The 17,194-nt window shown below is 59.8% G+C and carries 15 protein-coding genes; 7 read left to right on the top strand and 8 right to left on the bottom strand.

Annotation, left to right across the window (positions count from 1 at the left end; genetic code table 11):
* Positions 1-7: 7 nt before the first annotated feature.
* The 7 genes from glpE to AC1RKH_RS23915 form a co-directional block, all read right to left on the bottom strand.
* Positions 8-337: a thiosulfate sulfurtransferase GlpE gene (glpE, locus tag AC1RKH_RS23945; protein ID WP_493063951.1), complete on the bottom strand. Its 330-nt coding sequence runs from the start codon at positions 335-337 to the stop codon at positions 8-10.
* 33 nt (positions 338-370) lie between these two features.
* Complete coding sequence (locus AC1RKH_RS23940) at positions 371-1,252, bottom strand: symmetrical bis(5'-nucleosyl)-tetraphosphatase (protein WP_493063952.1); 882 nt, start codon at positions 1,250-1,252, stop codon at positions 371-373.
* Complete coding sequence (gene apaG / locus AC1RKH_RS23935) at positions 1,252-1,632, bottom strand: Co2+/Mg2+ efflux protein ApaG (protein WP_123424095.1); 381 nt, start codon at positions 1,630-1,632, stop codon at positions 1,252-1,254. The genes AC1RKH_RS23940 and apaG overlap by 1 nt, the downstream gene beginning before the upstream one ends.
* Before the next feature lie 123 nt (positions 1,633-1,755).
* Positions 1,756-2,574, bottom strand: coding sequence for a 16S rRNA (adenine(1518)-N(6)/adenine(1519)-N(6))-dimethyltransferase RsmA (gene rsmA / locus AC1RKH_RS23930; RefSeq protein WP_123424096.1), 819 nt, complete (start codon positions 2,572-2,574; stop codon positions 1,756-1,758).
* Positions 2,571-3,560: a 4-hydroxythreonine-4-phosphate dehydrogenase PdxA gene (gene pdxA / locus AC1RKH_RS23925; protein ID WP_493063953.1), complete on the bottom strand. Its 990-nt coding sequence runs from the start codon at positions 3,558-3,560 to the stop codon at positions 2,571-2,573. The genes rsmA and pdxA overlap by 4 nt, the downstream gene beginning before the upstream one ends.
* Positions 3,557-4,873, bottom strand: coding sequence for a peptidylprolyl isomerase SurA (gene surA / locus AC1RKH_RS23920; RefSeq protein ID WP_493063954.1), 1,317 nt, complete (start codon positions 4,871-4,873; stop codon positions 3,557-3,559). The genes pdxA and surA overlap by 4 nt, the downstream gene beginning before the upstream one ends.
* Positions 4,854-7,655 (bottom strand): LPS-assembly protein LptD, encoded by a 2,802-nt coding sequence (locus tag AC1RKH_RS23915; RefSeq protein WP_493063955.1) that lies wholly within the window; start codon positions 7,653-7,655, stop codon positions 4,854-4,856. The genes surA and AC1RKH_RS23915 overlap by 20 nt, the downstream gene beginning before the upstream one ends.
* 130 nt (positions 7,656-7,785) lie before the next feature.
* Between AC1RKH_RS23915 and AC1RKH_RS23910 the strand changes: the two genes are divergently transcribed.
* The 3 genes from AC1RKH_RS23910 to AC1RKH_RS23900 are packed head-to-tail and all read left to right on the top strand — an operon-like array spanning position 7,786 to position 10,248.
* Complete coding sequence (locus tag AC1RKH_RS23910) at positions 7,786-8,811, top strand: aminoglycoside phosphotransferase family protein (protein ID WP_493063956.1); 1,026 nt, start codon at positions 7,786-7,788, stop codon at positions 8,809-8,811.
* Positions 8,808-9,479, top strand: a complete 672-nt coding sequence (gene murU, locus AC1RKH_RS23905) for an N-acetylmuramate alpha-1-phosphate uridylyltransferase MurU (RefSeq protein ID WP_493063957.1) — start codon at positions 8,808-8,810, stop codon at positions 9,477-9,479. The genes AC1RKH_RS23910 and murU overlap by 4 nt, the downstream gene beginning before the upstream one ends.
* 1 nt (position 9,480) lies before the next feature.
* The gene (locus tag AC1RKH_RS23900) at positions 9,481-10,248 is read left to right on the top strand and encodes a TerB family tellurite resistance protein (protein WP_493063958.1); all 768 of its coding nucleotides are present in this window, start codon (positions 9,481-9,483) and stop codon (positions 10,246-10,248) included.
* 88 nt (positions 10,249-10,336) lie between these two features.
* Here the strand turns inward: AC1RKH_RS23900 and AC1RKH_RS23895 are convergent, their stop codons facing one another.
* On the bottom strand, positions 10,337-11,326 hold the full coding sequence (locus AC1RKH_RS23895; protein ID WP_493063959.1) for an alpha/beta hydrolase family protein: 990 nt from the start codon (positions 11,324-11,326) through the stop codon (positions 10,337-10,339).
* A 74-nt stretch (positions 11,327-11,400) separates the two neighbouring features.
* Here AC1RKH_RS23895 and AC1RKH_RS23890 point away from each other — a divergent pair, with 74 nt between their 5' ends.
* The 4 genes from AC1RKH_RS23890 to AC1RKH_RS23875 all read left to right on the top strand — a co-directional run bounded on the left by AC1RKH_RS23890 (position 11,401) and on the right by AC1RKH_RS23875 (position 17,136).
* Entirely contained in the window at positions 11,401-13,797 is a 2,397-nt protein-coding gene (locus tag AC1RKH_RS23890; RefSeq protein ID WP_493063960.1) for a PAS domain-containing sensor histidine kinase, read from the top strand.
* Between the two features lie 144 nt (positions 13,798-13,941).
* A complete protein-coding gene (locus tag AC1RKH_RS23885) occupies positions 13,942-14,571 on the top strand; it encodes a response regulator (protein ID WP_123424104.1) in 630 nt (209 codons plus the stop codon).
* 351 nt (positions 14,572-14,922) lie between these two features.
* The gene (locus AC1RKH_RS23880) at positions 14,923-16,047 is read left to right on the top strand and encodes an ABC transporter ATP-binding protein (RefSeq protein WP_054594303.1); all 1,125 of its coding nucleotides are present in this window, start codon (positions 14,923-14,925) and stop codon (positions 16,045-16,047) included.
* 48 nt (positions 16,048-16,095) lie between these two features.
* A complete protein-coding gene (locus tag AC1RKH_RS23875) occupies positions 16,096-17,136 on the top strand; it encodes an ABC transporter substrate-binding protein (RefSeq protein WP_216743864.1) in 1,041 nt (346 codons plus the stop codon).
* The last annotated feature ends 58 nt before the right edge of the window (positions 17,137-17,194 follow it).

The raw sequence follows: 17,194 nt of genomic DNA, 5'->3' as shown, positions 1-17,194 counted from the left end.
AAAAAAATTATTCGGAAGTGCCTTGCGCCGTTTCCGAAGGATAAGTCGTACGCCACAGCTCAAAACCACCGTCCATGCTGTAGACATCGGAAAAGCCCTGGCTGATCAGGTAAGCCGCAGCACTCTGACTGGAATTACCGTGATAGCAGACCACCACGGTCGGTGCGTCGAGGTCGGCAGCGCGGATGAAGTCAGAGATGGAGTGGTTGTCCAGGTGCTTCGAACCGCTGATGTGGTTCAAGGCAAACGTCTGCGGATCGCGGACGTCGACCATCACGGCGCCTTGTTCGCGCAGGGCCTGGGCCTGTTCTGGGGGGATGCGTTTGAATTCGCTCATGGCGGGCTCCTGTGGCCTGGCTGAAAGCGCAGCCTAGCGCTTGGCGCTGGCCGACAATAGTTCGGGGTTGGTTGGGGTGACGTGCGGCCTGGTGTGGCCCTGGGCATCGCATGCGCAATGCAGGCGTTCGCCGGTGTCGACGTTCATCAAGGTCATCGAGCCGCCCCAGACGCAGCCGGTGTCGAGGGCGAAGAGGCCGGGTTCGTTACATTTGCCTTCAAGGGCTGCCCAGTGGCCGAAAATGATTTTCTGGCCGCGGGTCTTGCGTTCCGGGTGTGCAAACCATGGCGCGTAGCCCGGTTGCGCGGTGCCGAGACCTTCCTTGCTCTTGAGATCAAGCTTGCCGTCGCTGGTGCAGAAGCGCATGCGGGTGAAGTAGTTGGTGATCACCCGCAGGCGGGTTACACCTTTAAGGTCGCCGTCCCACTTCACCGGTTCGTTGCCATACATGCCATCGAGGTAGGGCGCGATGCGGTTGTCGTCACGCAATGCTTCTTCGACTTCGGCTGCGCACTTCAAGGCTTTGCGCAGGGACCACTGCGGCGGTATGCCGGCATGGACCAGCGCAATGCCGCGCTGTTCGTCGTAGTGCATGAGCTTTTGCTGGCGCAGCCACTCAAGCAGCTCTTTGCGATCCGGCGCGTCGAGGATCTCGCGCAGGGTGTCGGCTTTCCTCAGGCGCTCGATGTTGTAGCCGGCGGCCAGCAGGTGCAGGTCATGGTTGCCCAGGACACACACCAGCGATTCACGGATGCTATAGAGGAAGCGCAGGGTTTCCAGCGATTGCGGGCCCCGGTTGACCAGGTCGCCAACCAGCCACAGATAATCCTTTGCAGGGTCGAAGGCAACCCGCTTGAGCAGGCATTGCAGTGGTTCGAGGCAGCCTTGCAGGTCGCCGACGGCGTACGTCGCCATCAGTGCAGGGCTCCGGGCACCGCCAGGCGGAAAGGCGCAATGATGGCGTCGAAGTGTTTACCGTCTTCGGCGAGCATTTGATAAGTCCCCTGCATGTTGCCAACGCGGGTGGTCATCACGGTGCCGCTGCTGTAGGTGTGGCTCTGGCCGACACCGATCAGCGGTTGCAGGCCAACCACGCCTGCGCCACGAACCTCTTCGACATGCCCGTCGCCATCGGTGATCACCCAGTGCCGCGAGAGCAACTTGGCCGGTAGCAGGCCGTTGTTCTGTACGGTAATGGTGTAGGCGAAGGCAAAGCGGTCTTGCTCGGGTTGCGATTGTTCTGCCAGATAGCGGGTGACGACGCTGACGTCGACCTGATAACGAGGATCGGACATGCAAGAGGCCTTAAAAGCAAAGCGGGACGCGGGGCGTAACTGATTGAGGTCAGTCTAGGCCAAGTATCGGATAGTAAACCAGACATGGGCGCTGGTGTCCTACCCGATAACGCTTCTGGCCTGTCAGATGTCGGCAGGCTGCTCGGCGACTTGTTCGCTGAGCTTGTCAGCCAGGCGGACGAAGGCTGCCAGATCAAGCTGTTCCGGGCGCAGGCTGCCATCGACGCCAGCGGCTTCGATTTCAGCGTTGCTCAGCAGGGCCTTGAGGGTGTTGCGCAGGGTCTTGCGGCGCTGGTTGAAGGCTTCGCGAACGACGCGCTCCAGCAAGCGATGGTCTTTGGCTGGATGCGGCAGCACGGCGTGCGGCACCAGACGGACGATCGCCGAGTCGACTTTCGGTGGTGGGTTGAACGCACCAGGGCCGACGTTGAACAGATGTTCGACCCGGCAGTGGTACTGAACCATGATCGACAGACGGCCCCAATCGCCACCACCAGGACCTGCCGCCAGACGCTCGACTACTTCCTTTTGCAGCATGAAGTGCATGTCGCGGATGATGCCTGCGTTGTTCAGCAGGTGGAAAATCAGTGGCGTGGAGATGTTGTACGGCAGGTTGCCAACAACGCGTAGGCTGTTTGGCGCGGCATTCAGGCTGTTGAAGTCGAACTTCAGCGCATCGCCCTGGTGCAGGTTGAAATTGCTCTTGCCGGCGAATTGCTGATTGAGGATCGGGATCAGGTCCTTGTCCAGTTCAACCACGTCCAGTTGGGCGCCGCTGTTGAGCAGGCCTTCCGTGAGCGCGCCCTGACCCGGGCCGATTTCCAGCAGGCGGTCTTCTGCTTTGGCGTGAATGGAGCGCAGGATTCGGTCGATAACGCCGGCATCGTGCAGGAAGTTCTGGCCGAAACGCTTGCGCGCCCGGTGTTGGTAATGCTCGGTCATAAACGGGTCTCGGCCATCTGGTAGGCGGTTTCCAGGGCGACTTGCAGGCTGCCGGTGTCGATTTTTCCGCTGCCAGCCAGGTCCAGGGCAGTGCCGTGGTCGACCGAGGTGCGGATGATCGGCAAGCCGAGGGTCACGTTGACTGCCGCGCCGAAGCCTTTGTATTTCAGCACAGGCAGGCCCTGGTCATGGTACATCGCCAGCACCGCGTCGCAGTGCTCCAGATATTTGGGGGTAAACAGAGTGTCGGCGGGCAGGGGACCGCGCAGGTCCATGCCTTCAGCGCGCAGACGCTCCAGGGTTGGTTCAATGATGTCGATTTCTTCGTGGCCCAGGTGTCCGCCTTCGCCGGCATGCGGGTTGAGTCCGCAGACGAGGATGCGTGGCTGGGCGATGCCAAATTTTTGTTGCAGGTCGGTGTGCAGAATTCGCGTGACCCGTTCCAGGCGCTCAGGGGTGATTGCATCGGCAATCTCCCGCAGCGGCAGGTGCGTGGTAACCAGTGCGACCCGCAAACCGTGTGTGGCGAGCATCATCACCACTTGCGGGGTGTGGGTCAGGTCTGCGAGAAACTCGGTGTGGCCGGAGAAGGCAATGCCCGACTCATTGATCACGCCCTTATGCACGGGGGCGGTGATCATTCCGGCGAAATGCCCGTCCAGGCAGCCAAGGCCTGCGCGGGTCAGGGTTTCCAGGACGAAGGCGGCATTGGCCTTGTCCAGTTGCCCGGCGGTGACCGGCGCACTGAGCGGTGTATCCCAGACATACAGGCTGTTGGCCGGCGCAGGAGCGTCCGGCCAGTTGCCCGGCGTCACCGCCAGCAAATCAACGACCACACCCAGCTGCGCGGCCCGCTCAATGAGCAGGTCGCGGCTGGTAATGGCAATCAGGGGGTGTGGCTGGGCTTGCGAGGCGAGTAGCAGGCACAGGTCAGGACCTATGCCGGCCGGCTCGCCGGGTGTCAGCGCAAAACGTTTGGGGTTCACTTCGCCGCCTGGTCGACGCCAGGGAGCTTGATTTCAACGTAGGCTTCGTCACGGATCTGACGCAACCAGGTCTGCAGCTCTTCGTCGTATTTGCGGTTACGCAGTACGGTCATTGCCTGCTGTTCACGAGCCTGGGAGGTGCTGTCAGTGGCGCGGCGGCCAAGGACTTCCAGGACGTGCCAGCCATATTGAGTCTTGAACGGCTTGGACAGCTGACCTTGTTGGGTCTTGGCCATTACTTCGCGGAATTCCGGCACCAGCGCGTTCGGGTCGATCCAGTTGAGGTCGCCGCCGTTAAGGGCAGAACCCGGGTCTTCCGAGTAGCTTTTCGCCAGTTCAGCGAAATCGTCACCCGCGGAAATGCGGTCGTAGAGTTTCTGCGCCAGGCGCTTGGTTTCTTCTTCGCTGCGGATTTCGCTTGGTTTGATCAGGATGTGGCGAACGTGTACTTCGTCACGCACCTGATTACCGCCGCCGCGTTTTTCCAGCACTTTGAGAATGATGAAACCGCCAGGTGTACGTGCCGGTTGACTGATTTCGCCCACCGCCATCGCGCTCAGCTCACGGTCGAACGGAGGTGGCAGTTGAGCGGCTTTACGCCAGCCCATGTCGCCGCCTTCCAGTGCGTTGTCGCTCGCGGATTTGGCGATGGCCAGTTGAGAGAAATCAGCACCCTGTTTGAGTTGCTGATAGATCGCCATGGCCTGACGGGCAGCGTTCTGGATCGCTTCCGAATTGGCACTTTCCGGGGTCGGGATCAGGATGTTGGCCAGGTGCAGTTCTTCAGAGAGCTGCACTTTGCCCAGGTCAGAGGCGAGGAAGTTTTTCACTTCCTGCTCGGACACCTGAATCCGTTCGGCCACACGCCGCTGACGAACACGGCTGATGATCATCTCGCGACGAACCTGGTCGCGGGCGTCGTCATAAGACAGGCCGTCGCGAGTCAGGGCGGCGCGGAACTGCTCCACGCTCATGTTGTTGCGCTGGGCAATGGTGCCGATCGCCTGGTTCAGCTCTTCATCGGTAATGCGAATGCCGGAGCGTTCGCCGATCTGCAGTTGCAGGTTTTCGACGATCAGGCGTTCGAGCACCTGTTGTTCCAGCACGCTGGCTGGCGGTGTGCCGCCGCCGCGCTTGGCGATGGTTTGCTGAACTTCATGAACTCGCCGGTCCAACTGGCTCTGCATGACCACGTCGTTGTCGACGATGGCCACCACTTTGTCGATGGACTGTACGGCGGCGCTAGCCGCAGTACCCAGGAACAGCGCGCCCAGCATCAGCGGGCGCAGACAATCAGAAAGCTTGGTCTTCACGTTCACGATAACCTTGAATGCCTTTGTCGAGGAAGCTCTCTACTTTGGCGCCAGTAACGCCGCCGAGACCCTTCAGAACAATTTGGAGGAAGAGGCCATGGTCGCCTTTTTCGTTTTGCGGGGCTACTTGACTGAACTCGTCATACGACACCCAGTAACGATTGATCAGGCGCAGTTTCCAGCAGCAGTTGTCGTACTCGAAACCACCAAAGGCTTCCAGGGTACGGTTGCGGTTGTAGTCGTACTGCCAGCGACTGATGGCATTCCATTGCGGCACGACAGGCCAGATCACCGAGAAGTCGTGCTGTTTGATCTTGTAGTAATCCTTCACGTAGCCAGGTTGGCCAGGGGTGCCATAGTCACCGCCGCCCACAGCCCATTTACCCGTAGTCTGGTCGTAACGAACCTGGTCATTGCGATAGCGATAACCGGCGTTGATGACCTTGTTCGGATTGTCTTCCGGCTGGTAGTGGAACATCGCGCTGCCCGAACGAGGGTGGCGGCTATCCGGGTCCCAGTTGTAATCGGCCGTGGTGCGCCAATCGCGGTTCCAGCGATATTCGTATTCCAGGGCATATGGCGAAACGTTGGAATGCGCATCGGCGCGGGTTTTTGCATCGATACCCGGCAACTGGACTTCGCGGTCCTTGAAGTACATGGCCTGGCCGACGCTGATGCGTTGACGTTCGAAACCGTTGTCTTCGATCCAGCGGTTGGTCACGCCCAGCGACAGCTTGTTTTCGTCGCCAACCCGGTCTGAACCGATGAAACGGTTGTCGCGAAACAGCGAGGCATAGTTGAACGTAGTTTCGGCGCTGTCGAATACCGGAATGTCGGACTGATCTTTCTCTGGGACATAGAGATAGTACAGGCGCGGTTCCAGGGTTTGGCGGTAGTTCTTGCCAAACCATTGGGTATTGCGGTCGAAGTACAGGCCGCTGTCGATGCTCGCAATAGGCACGCCGCGGCTCTGATTGCGGCTGTAGGTGCCATTCAGGCGATCTGCGTCCGCGCCTTGTGCGGCGATCTGGCTTTTGCCGGTACCGTCGAGGTCCAGGTCATACTGGGTGTACTGATACTTGAGCGACGGCTTCAGGAAACCGTAGGTCCAGTTCAGCGGCAGGCTGACTGCTGGCGCGAGGTTCAGGCGATCACCGGTGGCACGTGCCAGACCTTGAACGTTGGTATCCAGGAAAGGGGACTGGAAACCGTTTTCGTCAGTGAAGTTGCCGGTTCTCAGGTTCCGGTCAAACCGCACCAGCTCGGTTTCGTAGGTCATGTCCAGGCCGCCAGGGTGTTGCGGCAGGAAACCATTGAAAGTGATCTGCGGCAGGCGGTTGTACGGGGTAATGTTGGAGATCGTTGCCAGCTGATACGCCTGTGCATTCACGCGGGCGGTGAAGGTGTCGCCACGGTAGGTGACCGCACCTTGCTGATTCACGAAATCGCGGCTTTGAACACCTATCTGATCGGATTGCAGATCCTGGAAGTAATACGGATCGCTGATTTTGGTGTAGTCGACCTCGGTCATTACCCGCGAATCCAGCCCGCCCTTGTGCTGCCAGTTGTACATGTAGCGGGTTTTTTCGTAGTCGGTCTGCAACTTGCGATCGGTGTTGTCGTCGTTGAGGTACGCGGCGCCGAACTGACCTTCGCTGGACTGGGTCAGGTAACGGAACTCGCCTTCCATCAACAGGCCGCGCTTGCTCATGTAGCGCGGATACAACGTGGCGTCGTAGTTCGGTGCCAGGTTGAAGTAGTACGGTGTGACCAGCATGAAGCCGGTTTTGGTGCTGGTGCCGAAGCTTGGTGGCAGGAAGCCGGACTGGCGACGGTCATCGATCGGGAAATAGATGTACGGGGTGTAGAACACCGGAATGTCCTTGACCCGCAGCGTCACGTTGGTCCCGGTACCGAAACCGGTCGCAGGGTTCAAGGTGATGTTGTTGCCCTTGAGCTGCCAGGCGTTGCTGTTCGGTTCGCACGTGGTGTACGTACCATCCTTGAGACGGATGATCGCGTTCTCGGCGCGTTTGGCATACAGCGCGCTACCGCGGACACGGGATTTGTGCATCACGTATTCGGCGTTGTCGATCTGGGCTTCACCGGTGTCGAGCTGCACCTCAGCGTGGTCGCCGACGATCAGTGCGCCGTTGTCGCGCACGCGAACGTTACCGGTCAGTTCGCCACGGTTTTCGGCTTGATGCAGGCTGGCCTCATCGGCCTCGACCTGCATGCTGCCCTGACGCATGACCACGTCACCGGCGAGGGTCGCCACCTGTTCTTCCTGCTGATAGCGGGAAGCTTTGGCGCCGATAAACGTCGGGGCGTCACTTTTATTCGTCTTGTCATTCATGCCAGGACGAATTGGTTCGATATAGGAACCAGAGCAATAAGGACCTGTTTCGGCCAATTGGGCAGCGGTGAGCTTATCGCGCGGAACCCAGTCGAGGTGACTGTAGTCAGCACTGCGCGACTTCAGGGCGCGACCCTTGGCTTCGGTGACCAGTACCGGCTTGTCGGCGGTTTCGCCACCGGCTGTGCTGCTCTCGGCCGTCGACGCGTTGCCCGAACTGACCGCGCTGCCCTCATGTACAGGGCGCGGTGGCAGTTGGGCTGCGTTGGCTTTCGGCGCGCAGTCCCAGGCTCCCGAAGCAGAGACTGAGCAGTCATACTGTTCCGCGGCGACCACGAACGAAGTGGCTAGAGGTTGCAGGGCCAGCAAACTGCCGGTCACCAACAACGGAAATTTTTTACGAAACGCGGGGGATTTCAATGCCATCTTATTAGTCCGGGCTTCCTGCGTGCCATCTGCCCGCGGTGTGGGCCGCACGCCTCTCGATGGTCTGAAAAAGATGCTGGATAATAAAGCATGACCCGCTTGACGGCTAGCGCCGTCGGAGACCCTTGTAATGCCTGACCAAGATGTACGCTTGCAACACCTGAAAGTTTGGCTTGATGAGCAATTGGCAATGCTGTTTGCCGCGCAAGGATGGGGTGCCATACCCCCGGCCACGTTGACCGCGGCCAGCAGCGACGCGAGTTTTCGCCGTTACTTCCGTTGGGAAGGCGAAGGCAGAAGTTTCATCGTGATGGACGCTCCGCCGCCTCAGGAAAACTGTAAACCCTTCGTGGATATCGCATATTTGCTGGCGAAATCCGGAATTAACGTACCAAAAATCTACGCAGAAGATCTTGAACGCGGCTTTCTTTTGCTCAATGACCTGGGTAATCAGACTTATCTGGACGTGATCGACAGCGAAAATGCTGACGATTTGTTCAAGGATGCCTTGCAAGCGTTGCTGGCTTTTCAGCAGTTGCCGATGGTTGCACCGCTGCCGAGCTATGACGTGGCCCTGTTGCGCCGCGAGCTGGAACTGTTCCCCGAGTGGTATGTAAAGCGCGAGTTGGGTATCGAGTTCGATTCGGCGCAGCAAATGCTCTGGCAGCAAGTCAGCGACAGGTTGATCGACAGCGCCCTGGCCCAGCCCAAAGTGCTGGTTCATCGCGACTATATGCCGCGCAACCTGATGCTCGGCGAGCCAAATCCTGGCGTGCTGGATTTTCAGGATGCGGTTTACGGCCCCGTTACCTATGACGTGACCTGCCTGTTCAAGGACGCCTTCCTCAGCTGGCCCGAGGAGCGCGTGCGCGGTTGGCTGGCGGACTACTGGCAGCAAGCGGGCGCTCTCGGTATTCCGGTTCAGTCCGATTTCGAAGACTTCCTGCGTGCCAGCGACCTGATGGGTGTGCAGCGTCACCTGAAGGTGATCGGCATTTTCGCCCGTATCTGCCACCGCGACGGCAAACCGCGCTACCTCGGCGATGTGCCGCGCTTCTTTGCTTATATAGACGCAGTAGTCGCTCGTCGTCCTGAGCTCGTGGAGTTGGATGTGTTGCTGGCCAGTCTGCGCCAGTCGGTCGGAGTCTCTGCATGAAAGCAATGATTCTGGCAGCCGGTAAAGGTGAGCGCATGCGCCCACTGACGCTGACCACGCCCAAGCCGCTGGTGCGTGTTGGCGGGGTGCCGCTGATCGAGTATCACCTGAAGGCGCTGGCAGCGGCAGGTTTCACCGAGGTGGTGATCAATCACGCCTGGCTAGGGCAACAGATCGAAGATTACCTGGGTGACGGTTCGCGCTATGGCCTGAGCATTCAGTACTCGCCGGAAGGTGAGCCGCTGGAAACGGGCGGCGGGATTTACCGCGCGTTGCCGCTCTTGGGTGATGAAGCCTTTGTAGTGGTCAACGGTGATATCTGGACCGATTACGACTTCACCACTCTGCGTCAACCGATAGCGGGCCTGGCCCACCTGGTGCTTGCCGACAACCCGGTGCACCACCCGGCCGGCGATTTCAGCCTTGTCGATGGCCTGGTACGGGACGGCCAGCCGGGTGCACAGACGCTCACTTACAGTGGCATTGCCGTGCTGCATCCGAAACTCTTCGCGGCCTGCGCGGACGGCGCCTTCAAACTGGCCCCGCTATTACGCGATGCCATGGCGCAAGGGCAGGTGAGCGGCGAGCGACTGCACGGGCACTGGGTCGATGTCGGCACTCACGAACGTCTGGCCGAAGTTGAGCAATTGATAGAAGCGAGCTACTGACATGTTGTGGCCAGGGACTCTGATTGGAGCCGGAGCGGGCTTTGCCATAGCCAGCATTCCGGGGGCCATGCTCGGCGCATTGTTAGGGCAGGCGCTGGACCGGCGCTTGCAGCTGCAAAGCCTCGGGCATTTGCGTGAGCGACTCGGCGGTCGGCCGATGTTGCGTAACGATGAATTGTTGTTTGTATTGCTGGGGCGTCTGGCCAAGAGCGATGGTCGGGTGGTGGACGGTCATATCTATCAGGCGCGTCAGGAAATGCGTGCGCTGGAAATGAGCGAGTCGGCGCAGAAACGCGCGATCGCGGCGTTCAACCGTGGCAAGTCGGGTCATGATCGCTTGCGCGGTTACCTGCGCCGTTTAAGCGCGCAGCCGCATGCCGCCGAAGGTGTCTTGCGCGCCTGTTGGCGGATGGTCTGGGCTGACGGGCGTGCCGCAAGTGCCGAGCGTGAGCTGATTGCACAGTGGGGCAAGTGGCTGGGCTGGACGCCGGAACAAGTGCAGGCACTGGCCAGTGATTACGAACCGCACAAAAAAAACCTGGTTAACAGTGCGGCGGCCTATCAGGAGGCACTGCGAGTACTCGGCGTATCAGCGACCAGTGAGCCGTCGCAGATCAAGCGTGCTTACCGACGCCTGCTCAGTCGCCATCACCCGGACAAGATCGCCGGTACTGGTGCGACACCTTCCCAGGTGCGCGAAGCGACTGACAAAACCCGCGAGCTGCACAACGCCTATACGTTGATTCGCGAGCGGCGGGATTTTCGTTAACGGCTTTGAAGGTCAAAAGATCGCAGCCTGCGGCAGTACGCATAACCCAATGTAGGAGCTGCCGCAGGCTGCGATCTTTTGCTTTTGCTTAGTCCACTTTCTGTGGATTCAACCAACCGCGTACACGCCGGAATAATTGCTCCTGCTCGGCAGCGCTGTTGCCGGGCAATGTCTTCAGTGCAAGCTGGCTGAAGGTTGAAGCTTTCAGGCGTTTGCTGGCCTGCAAGCGTTCCAGCGCAGCACTCTGCACCAACGCCTTGTCCTTGTAGTAGATGTCGAAGGTGGCCAGTTTCAAGGTGGTGGTCAGTTCCGCCAGTCCGGTTTTCACCGTCATGGGAGTCTGCGCGGCGACCATCACGAATTTTGCGACTTGCGAGGGTTGTTTTTCGCTCAGGTAGCGCGCGGCCCAATAGGCCCCTGTGCCGTGACCGAGCAAGACGATGCTGCGAGCACTTTGTTGTTCGGCGAAAGCAATGGCTGCGTCGATTCGTGCGTAGATGCGCTCGGCGTCGGCCTTGGCTTGCTCTTCGCTGGTCTCGGCGATCGCGCGGTCGGCTACGTCCCCTTCACCCCCGGCCACTTGCTCGATCGGTGCGGTGGTGCTGGCGTCTTTGCTGCCAATCGCGGGTTTGGCCGGCACGGGTGCGACTTCGACGACACGCGCTTGCGGGGCATTGCTTTGCAGGTCAGGCAAGGTAAGACTCAGGCTGCTCCAGTCGGCATCGGGCAATTTTTGCCGCAATGGGCTGATTGCTTGAGGCCAGTCAGCAGTTTCACCTGCACCGGGGATGATAATCACCGCACCCTTGGGGTCGCTGGTGTTGGCCGGTTTCCACAGTGCGAGAAAACTGTCACTGCCGGCCTGCAATTGCTGTTGCTCTTGGGCGGGGACTGTCCGTTCAAGGGCAGCGGCTTCTTCCTGACTACGCTCTGGCAGTGGCTGGCGTTCGACCGGTTTTTCTGCGGCGGGCTTTTCCGCGGTGGTGGGTGCCGGGTCGGCGGCCTGGGCTGAAAAGGCACAAGGCAGGATCAGCGACAGGCACAATGCTGGCAGTGCCAAGCGATAGACAGGGGGCATCGGATATTCCAGGCCAGAAGTAATCCCGGCAGCCTAATGGGTTGGTCAGTATTTGTCAGTGTGTGAGACTTCGGATGATGCGTTTTCGCTGCCTGTTGGTTATCGGCTGTTGTTGGCTTCCCTTGATGGCATGGGCGGCGCCCACGTCGTCTGCGCATGCTGCGCAGCTGAGCGTCGCGCAGCGCCAGTGGCTCGCGGAGCACAATGAGCTGCGCGTTGGCGTGGTGCTGCAAGCACCTTTCGCACAGTACGACCGGCGTTTGCAGCGGTTGTCCGGGGCCAATGTCGAATTGATGCAGTGGCTGGCCAGTGCGCTCAACATCGAGGTGACGTGGCGCAACTTTCCCGATGTGGCGCAACTGGAAGAGGCAGTGCGCGAAGGTGAAGTCGACCTCGCTCCGGGCCTGACCCAAACCCCCGCCGGCCTGCGTCTGTGGCAATTCACCGATCCATACATGCGCGTACCGCAACTGGTGGTCGGCGAACAGAAGGGCGCGGGTGTCGTCGAACTGGAAAAACTCGACAGCCAGTCGCGGGTCGCGGTGCGGATGCCCAGCGCGATCGCCGATTATCTGCGCAGCAACTACGGCAATCTCAACTTGCAGGGCGTGCCGATGGAGCGTGAGGCCCTGCAATTGCTGCTGACTCAACAGGCCCGGTACGCGGTCGTGGATGAAGCCCAGCTCAGCCGTTTGTCGTCCGAGCCCGAATTCTCCGGGTTAACAGTGGTAGGGGATATTGGCCTGCCACAGTTGCTACGGGTGGCGACTCGCCGCGACTGGCCGGAGTTGGCCGGCATCGTTGAAAGCGCCTTGCATGCCATTCCGGCCAAGGATCTTGAACAGTTGCACGCGCGCTGGCTGCAACCCAAGTACCCACGTCTGGCCGAATCGCCGGGCTTCTGGCAAAACCTCTGCCTGTTGCTGGTCGTGTTGTTCCTCGGCAGCATGGCCATCGTGCTGTGGCAGCGCCGTCAGCAACATACGCTTGAGCTGCGTTTACTGGCGGCCCGCGAAGACATTGCGCTGCGCGAGGCGAGCGAAGAAGCGTTGCGCCTGACGCAGTTTTCCATCGATCAAAGCACGGTCGGGATCCTCTGGGTCAATTGGGATAGCCATGTGCGTTACGCCAACCGTGCGGCCGAGGACATGCTCGGTTATGCGCCGGGCGGTGTCATTGATCGGCCACTGATCGACTTTGAGCCCGGTCTGCACATGGACCGTTGGTTGAGCCTGTGGAAACGCGCCCGGGCCAGCGAGGACGGGCCACAGAGCTTTGAAACCAACTGCGTGCGCGCCGATGGCAGCATTCTGCCGGCCGACGTGTCGTTGAGTTTCCTGCGTTTTCGCGACGGTGAATATCTGGTGGTTTACCTCAATGACGTTACCGAACGCCGTCGGGCGTTGGCTGCCTTGCAGGAAAGCGAGGCACGGTTGCAGGGGATCGCTGCCAACGTACCGGGACTGGTCTTTCGCCTGGAGCGGGCGCCAGTGACCGGGCAGATCGACTTTGCCTACATCAGCGAGGGTAGCGAGAGTCTGGTGGGGTATTCACCGGCGACCTTGAGCCATCGCGACATGGGCCTGCGCAGTCTGGTGCATCCGGATGACCGGGCGAGTTATCACCAGACTCAGGATCAGGCGCTGGACACTGACAGCGACTGGTCGTGGCAAGGCCGGATTCTCACCCGCCAGGGCGAGCAGCGCTGGGCCGAAATCAAGGCCATCACTCGCCGGCTCGACGATGGTGCATTCGTCTGGGACGGGATTGTCTGGGACATCAGCGAGAGCAAGCGCATCGAGCTGGAACTGGCCAGCTCCCGCGAGCAATTGCGTGAATTGTCCGCGCACCTGGAAAGCGTGCGGGAAGAGGAAAAGGCCCGGATTGCCCGGGAAGTTCACGATGAATTGGGTCAGATGCTGACGGTGCTCAAGCTCGAAACCTCGATGTGCGAATTGGCTTACGCCGAACTCGATCCGGGGTTGAGTGACCGTCTCAACAGCATGAAGCGCCTGATCGCCCAGCTGTTCCAGCTGGTGCGCGACGTGGCCACGGCCTTGCGCCCACCGATTCTCGACGCCGGGATCGCATCAGCCATCGAGTGGCAGGCCCGGCGTTTCGAAGCGCGCACGCAGATCCCGTGCCTGGTGCAAGTACCGGACAACCTGCCGGCCCTCAGCGACGCCAAGGCCATCGGCCTGTTCCGGATCCTTCAGGAGGCGCTGACCAATGTCATGCGTCATGCGCAGGCGCATACTGTTGAACTGACACTGGTGCTGGAAGGCGACGAGTTGTGCCTGACGGTCAGCGATGATGGCGTAGGCTTTGTCGCGTCCACGGGCAGGCCGACATCCTTTGGCGTGGTCGGCATGCGCGAGCGGGTGCTGATCATGGGTGGCCAGTTGTCGCTTGAGAGTGAACCGGGCGAGGGCACGACATTGAGCGTGCGTGTGCCGCTGGATGAAGCCTGAGGGTTTTATGTTGTTTGCACTGACGCCTTCGCGAGCAAGCTCGCTCCCACATTGATCTGTGTTGTCCCTATGTACGCGGAACAGTGTGGGAGCGAGCTTGCTCGCGATTGATCTTGGCTCTGAATAAGAAGAATGGAGAAGAACGTGATCCGTGTACTGGTAGCCGAAGACCACACCATCGTCCGTGAGGGCATCAAACAGTTGATTGGCCTCGCCAAGGATTTGCTGGTGGTGGGGGAGGCGAGCAATGGCGAGCAATTGCTCGAGCAATTGCGCCATATTCCCTGCGAGGTGGTGTTGCTGGATATCTCCATGCCCGGGGTTAACGGGCTGGAGGCGATTCCACGGATTCGCGCACTGAACAATCCACCAGCAATTCTGGTGCTGTCGATGCACGACGAGGCGCAAATGGCTGCGCGGGCGCTGAAGGTAGGCGCTGCCGGTTATGCGACCAAGGACAGCGACCCGGCGTTGCTGCTGACGGCGATTCGCAAAGTCGCGGCGGGCGGGCGTTACATTGATCCGGAGCTGGCGGACCGAATGGTCTTCGAAGTCGGCCTGACGGATTCGCGGCCGCTGCATTCGTTGCTCTCGGAGCGCGAGTTTTCGGTATTCGAGCGCCTGGCCCAGGGCGCCAACGTCAATGACATTGCCCAGCAACTGGCGTTGAGCAGCAAAACCATCAGCACCCACAAGGCGCGGCTGATGCAGAAACTCAACATCACCTCACTGGCTGAGCTGGTGAAGTACGCGATGGAACACAAGTTGCTCTGAAGAACACCGCTATACCCTGTGGGAGCGAGCTTGCTCGCGATGAGGGCATGTCATTCAGTATCGATGTCGACTGACCCACCGCTATCGCGAGCAAGCTCGCTCCCACAGAGATCGCTTACGCATATCCATTTACGACATCTCTCAAGACCGCCTTTGCCGACTCTTGTGGCTTGCAGCTAACAGCATGCCGCTGCATATGCCAAAACGCGCCATCTCTGTAGGGCAATCCCTACCCCCAACCTTCCATACGGCTGAGGCGATTCTCTCCTGCACCCCGATTTGCGTGGTCCCAAGGCTCCACTAGGCTTAGTACTCAGCAGTCCTACATATAAAGAATACAAAGGTGCAGGTATGAGCGAGGTCGATTCAAGCGCTGGAGCGAATGATGTTCTGGTCAGCTTTCGTGGAGTGCAAAAGAGCTACGACGGCGAGAACCTGATCGTCAAAGACCTCAACCTGGAGATTCGCAAAGGCGAATTCCTCACCTTGCTCGGGCCGTCCGGCTCCGGCAAGACCACCAGTCTGATGATGCTCGCCGGTTTCGAAACGCCGACCGCCGGCGAAATCCTGCTGGCCGGACGTGCGATCAACAACGTGCCGCCGCACAAGCGCGACATCGGCATGGTGTTCCAGAACTACGCATTGTTCCCGCACATGACGGTGGCCGAGAACCTGGCGTTCCCGCTGACCGTACGTGGTCTGAACAAAAGCGACGTCAGTGACCGGGTCAAGCGCGTGCTGAGCATGGTTCAGCTCGACGCGTTCGCCCAGCGTTATCCGGCGCAGCTTTCCGGTGGTCAGCAACAGCGTGTGGCACTGGCCCGGGCACTGGTGTTCGAGCCGCAACTGGTGCTGATGGACGAACCGCTGGGCGCTCTGGACAAACAGCTGCGTGAACACATGCAGATGGAAATCAAGCACCTGCACCAGCGCCTCGGCGTGACTGTGGTCTACGTGACCCACGACCAGGGCGAAGCCCTGACCATGTCCGACCGCGTGGCGGTCTTCCATCAAGGCGAAATCCAGCAGATCGCGCCACCGCGCGAGCTCTATGAAAAGCCAAAGAACACCTTCGTCGCCAACTTCATTGGCGAGAACAACCGTCTCAACGGTCGTTTGCACAGCCACACCGGCGACCGCTGCGTGGTTGAGCTGGGGCGTGGTGAAAAGGTCGAAGCGCTGGCAGTGAATGTCGGCAAGACCGGCGAGCCAGTGACGCTGTCCATCCGACCGGAGCGCGTGAGCCTCAACGGGTCCAGCGAGTCGTGCGTCAACCGCTTCTCAGGGCGGGTGGCGGAATTCATCTATCTGGGCGACCACGTCCGTGTTCGCCTGGAAGTCTGTGGCAAGACCGACTTCTTCGTGAAACAGCCGATTGCCGAGCTGGATCCGGCGCTGGCGGTCGGAGACGTGGTACCGCTTGGCTGGCAGGTCGAACACGTTCGCGCGCTCGACCCACTTCTAGAGGCGAACTGATCGCCCTCGCTTCACCAACACCAACCCCGCATGTGGAGAGAATAATAAATGTTGAGATCCCTGAAATTCACAGCCCTCGCACTGGGCATGATGGGCGCAGCGCACGCAATGGCCGGCCCCGACCTGACCGTGGTGTCGTTTGGCGGCGCGAACAAGGCAGCGCAGGTCAAGGCCTTCTACGCACCGTGGGAAGCAGCGGGCAACGGCAAGATCGTCGCCGGTGAATACAACGGTGAAATGGCCAAGGTCAAAGCCATGGTCGACACCAAGAGCGTGTCCTGGGACCTGGTAGAAGTTGAATCGCCAGAACTGTCCCGTGGTTGCGACGAAGACATGTTCGAGCCGCTCGACCCTGCGCTGTTCGGTAAGTCCGAAGACTACGTGAAGGGTGCCATCCAGCCATGCGGCGTTGGCTTCTTCGTGTGGTCGACCGTGTTGGCCTACAACGCCGACAAGCTGGCAAGCGCACCGACCAGTTGGGTGGATTTCTGGGATACCAAGAAATTCCCGGGTAAACGTGGCCTGCGTAAAGGCGCCAAGTACACCTTGGAATTCGCCTTGATGGCCGACGGCGTTGCGCCGAAAGACGTCTATAAAGTGCTGGCCAGCAAGGATGGTCAGGACCGCGCATTCAAGAAACTCGATGAGCTCAAGCCAAGTATTCAATGGTGGGAAGCTGGCGCTCAGCCACCGCAGTATCTGGCTTCCGGTGACGTGGTCATGAGTTCGGCCTACAACGGCCGGATCGCTGCCGTGCAGAAAGAAAGCAATCTGAAAGTGGTATGGAACGGCGGCATCTACGACTTCGACGCCTGGGCAATTCCAAAAGGCCTGGATAAAACCCGCGCTGCAGCCGCGAAGAAATTCATCGCGTACTCGGTCATGCCGCAACAGCAGAAAACCTACTCGGAAAACATCGCCTACGGCCCGGCCAATACCCAAGCCGTACCGCTGTTGTCTAAAGACATTCTGAAAGACATGCCGACCACCCCGGAAAACATCGCCAACCAGGTGCAGATCGATGTCAGCTTCTGGGCTGACAACGGTGAGCAACTGGAACAGCGTTTCAACTCGTGGGCTGCGAAGTAACCACAACCCTGCGATGGTGGGCTAGCCCACCTGTGGGAGCGAGCTTGCTCGCGATTGC

It is taken from the genome of Pseudomonas sp. GW822-FHT06B12 (assembly GCF_058799675.1).
Note: the sequence above shows the minus strand (reverse complement) of the source record. Positions and strands in the feature narration are given on the sequence as shown.

What these genes read in the sequence shown, in the direction of transcription:
- AC1RKH_RS23910 (WP_493063956.1), top strand. Translation starts at nt 7,786, where the DNA reads ATGCCTGACCAAGATGTACGCTTGCAACACCTGAAAGTTTGGCTTGAT.
- rsmA (WP_123424096.1), bottom strand. Translation starts at nt 2,574, where the DNA reads ATGACCGAGCATTACCAACACCGGGCGCGCAAGCGTTTCGGCCAGAAC.
- glpE (WP_493063951.1), bottom strand. Translation starts at nt 337, where the DNA reads ATGAGCGAATTCAAACGCATCCCCCCAGAACAGGCCCAGGCCCTGCGC.
- AC1RKH_RS23880 (WP_054594303.1), top strand. Translation starts at nt 14,923, where the DNA reads ATGAGCGAGGTCGATTCAAGCGCTGGAGCGAATGATGTTCTGGTCAGC.
- AC1RKH_RS23890 (WP_493063960.1), top strand. Translation starts at nt 11,401, where the DNA reads ATGATGCGTTTTCGCTGCCTGTTGGTTATCGGCTGTTGTTGGCTTCCC.
- AC1RKH_RS23895 (WP_493063959.1), bottom strand. Translation starts at nt 11,326, where the DNA reads ATGCCCCCTGTCTATCGCTTGGCACTGCCAGCATTGTGCCTGTCGCTG.
- AC1RKH_RS23915 (WP_493063955.1), bottom strand. Translation starts at nt 7,655, where the DNA reads ATGGCATTGAAATCCCCCGCGTTTCGTAAAAAATTTCCGTTGTTGGTG.
- murU (WP_493063957.1), top strand. Translation starts at nt 8,808, where the DNA reads ATGAAAGCAATGATTCTGGCAGCCGGTAAAGGTGAGCGCATGCGCCCA.
- apaG (WP_123424095.1), bottom strand. Translation starts at nt 1,632, where the DNA reads ATGTCCGATCCTCGTTATCAGGTCGACGTCAGCGTCGTCACCCGCTAT.
- AC1RKH_RS23900 (WP_493063958.1), top strand. Translation starts at nt 9,481, where the DNA reads ATGTTGTGGCCAGGGACTCTGATTGGAGCCGGAGCGGGCTTTGCCATA.
- AC1RKH_RS23875 (WP_216743864.1), top strand. Translation starts at nt 16,096, where the DNA reads ATGTTGAGATCCCTGAAATTCACAGCCCTCGCACTGGGCATGATGGGC.
- AC1RKH_RS23940 (WP_493063952.1), bottom strand. Translation starts at nt 1,252, where the DNA reads ATGGCGACGTACGCCGTCGGCGACCTGCAAGGCTGCCTCGAACCACTG.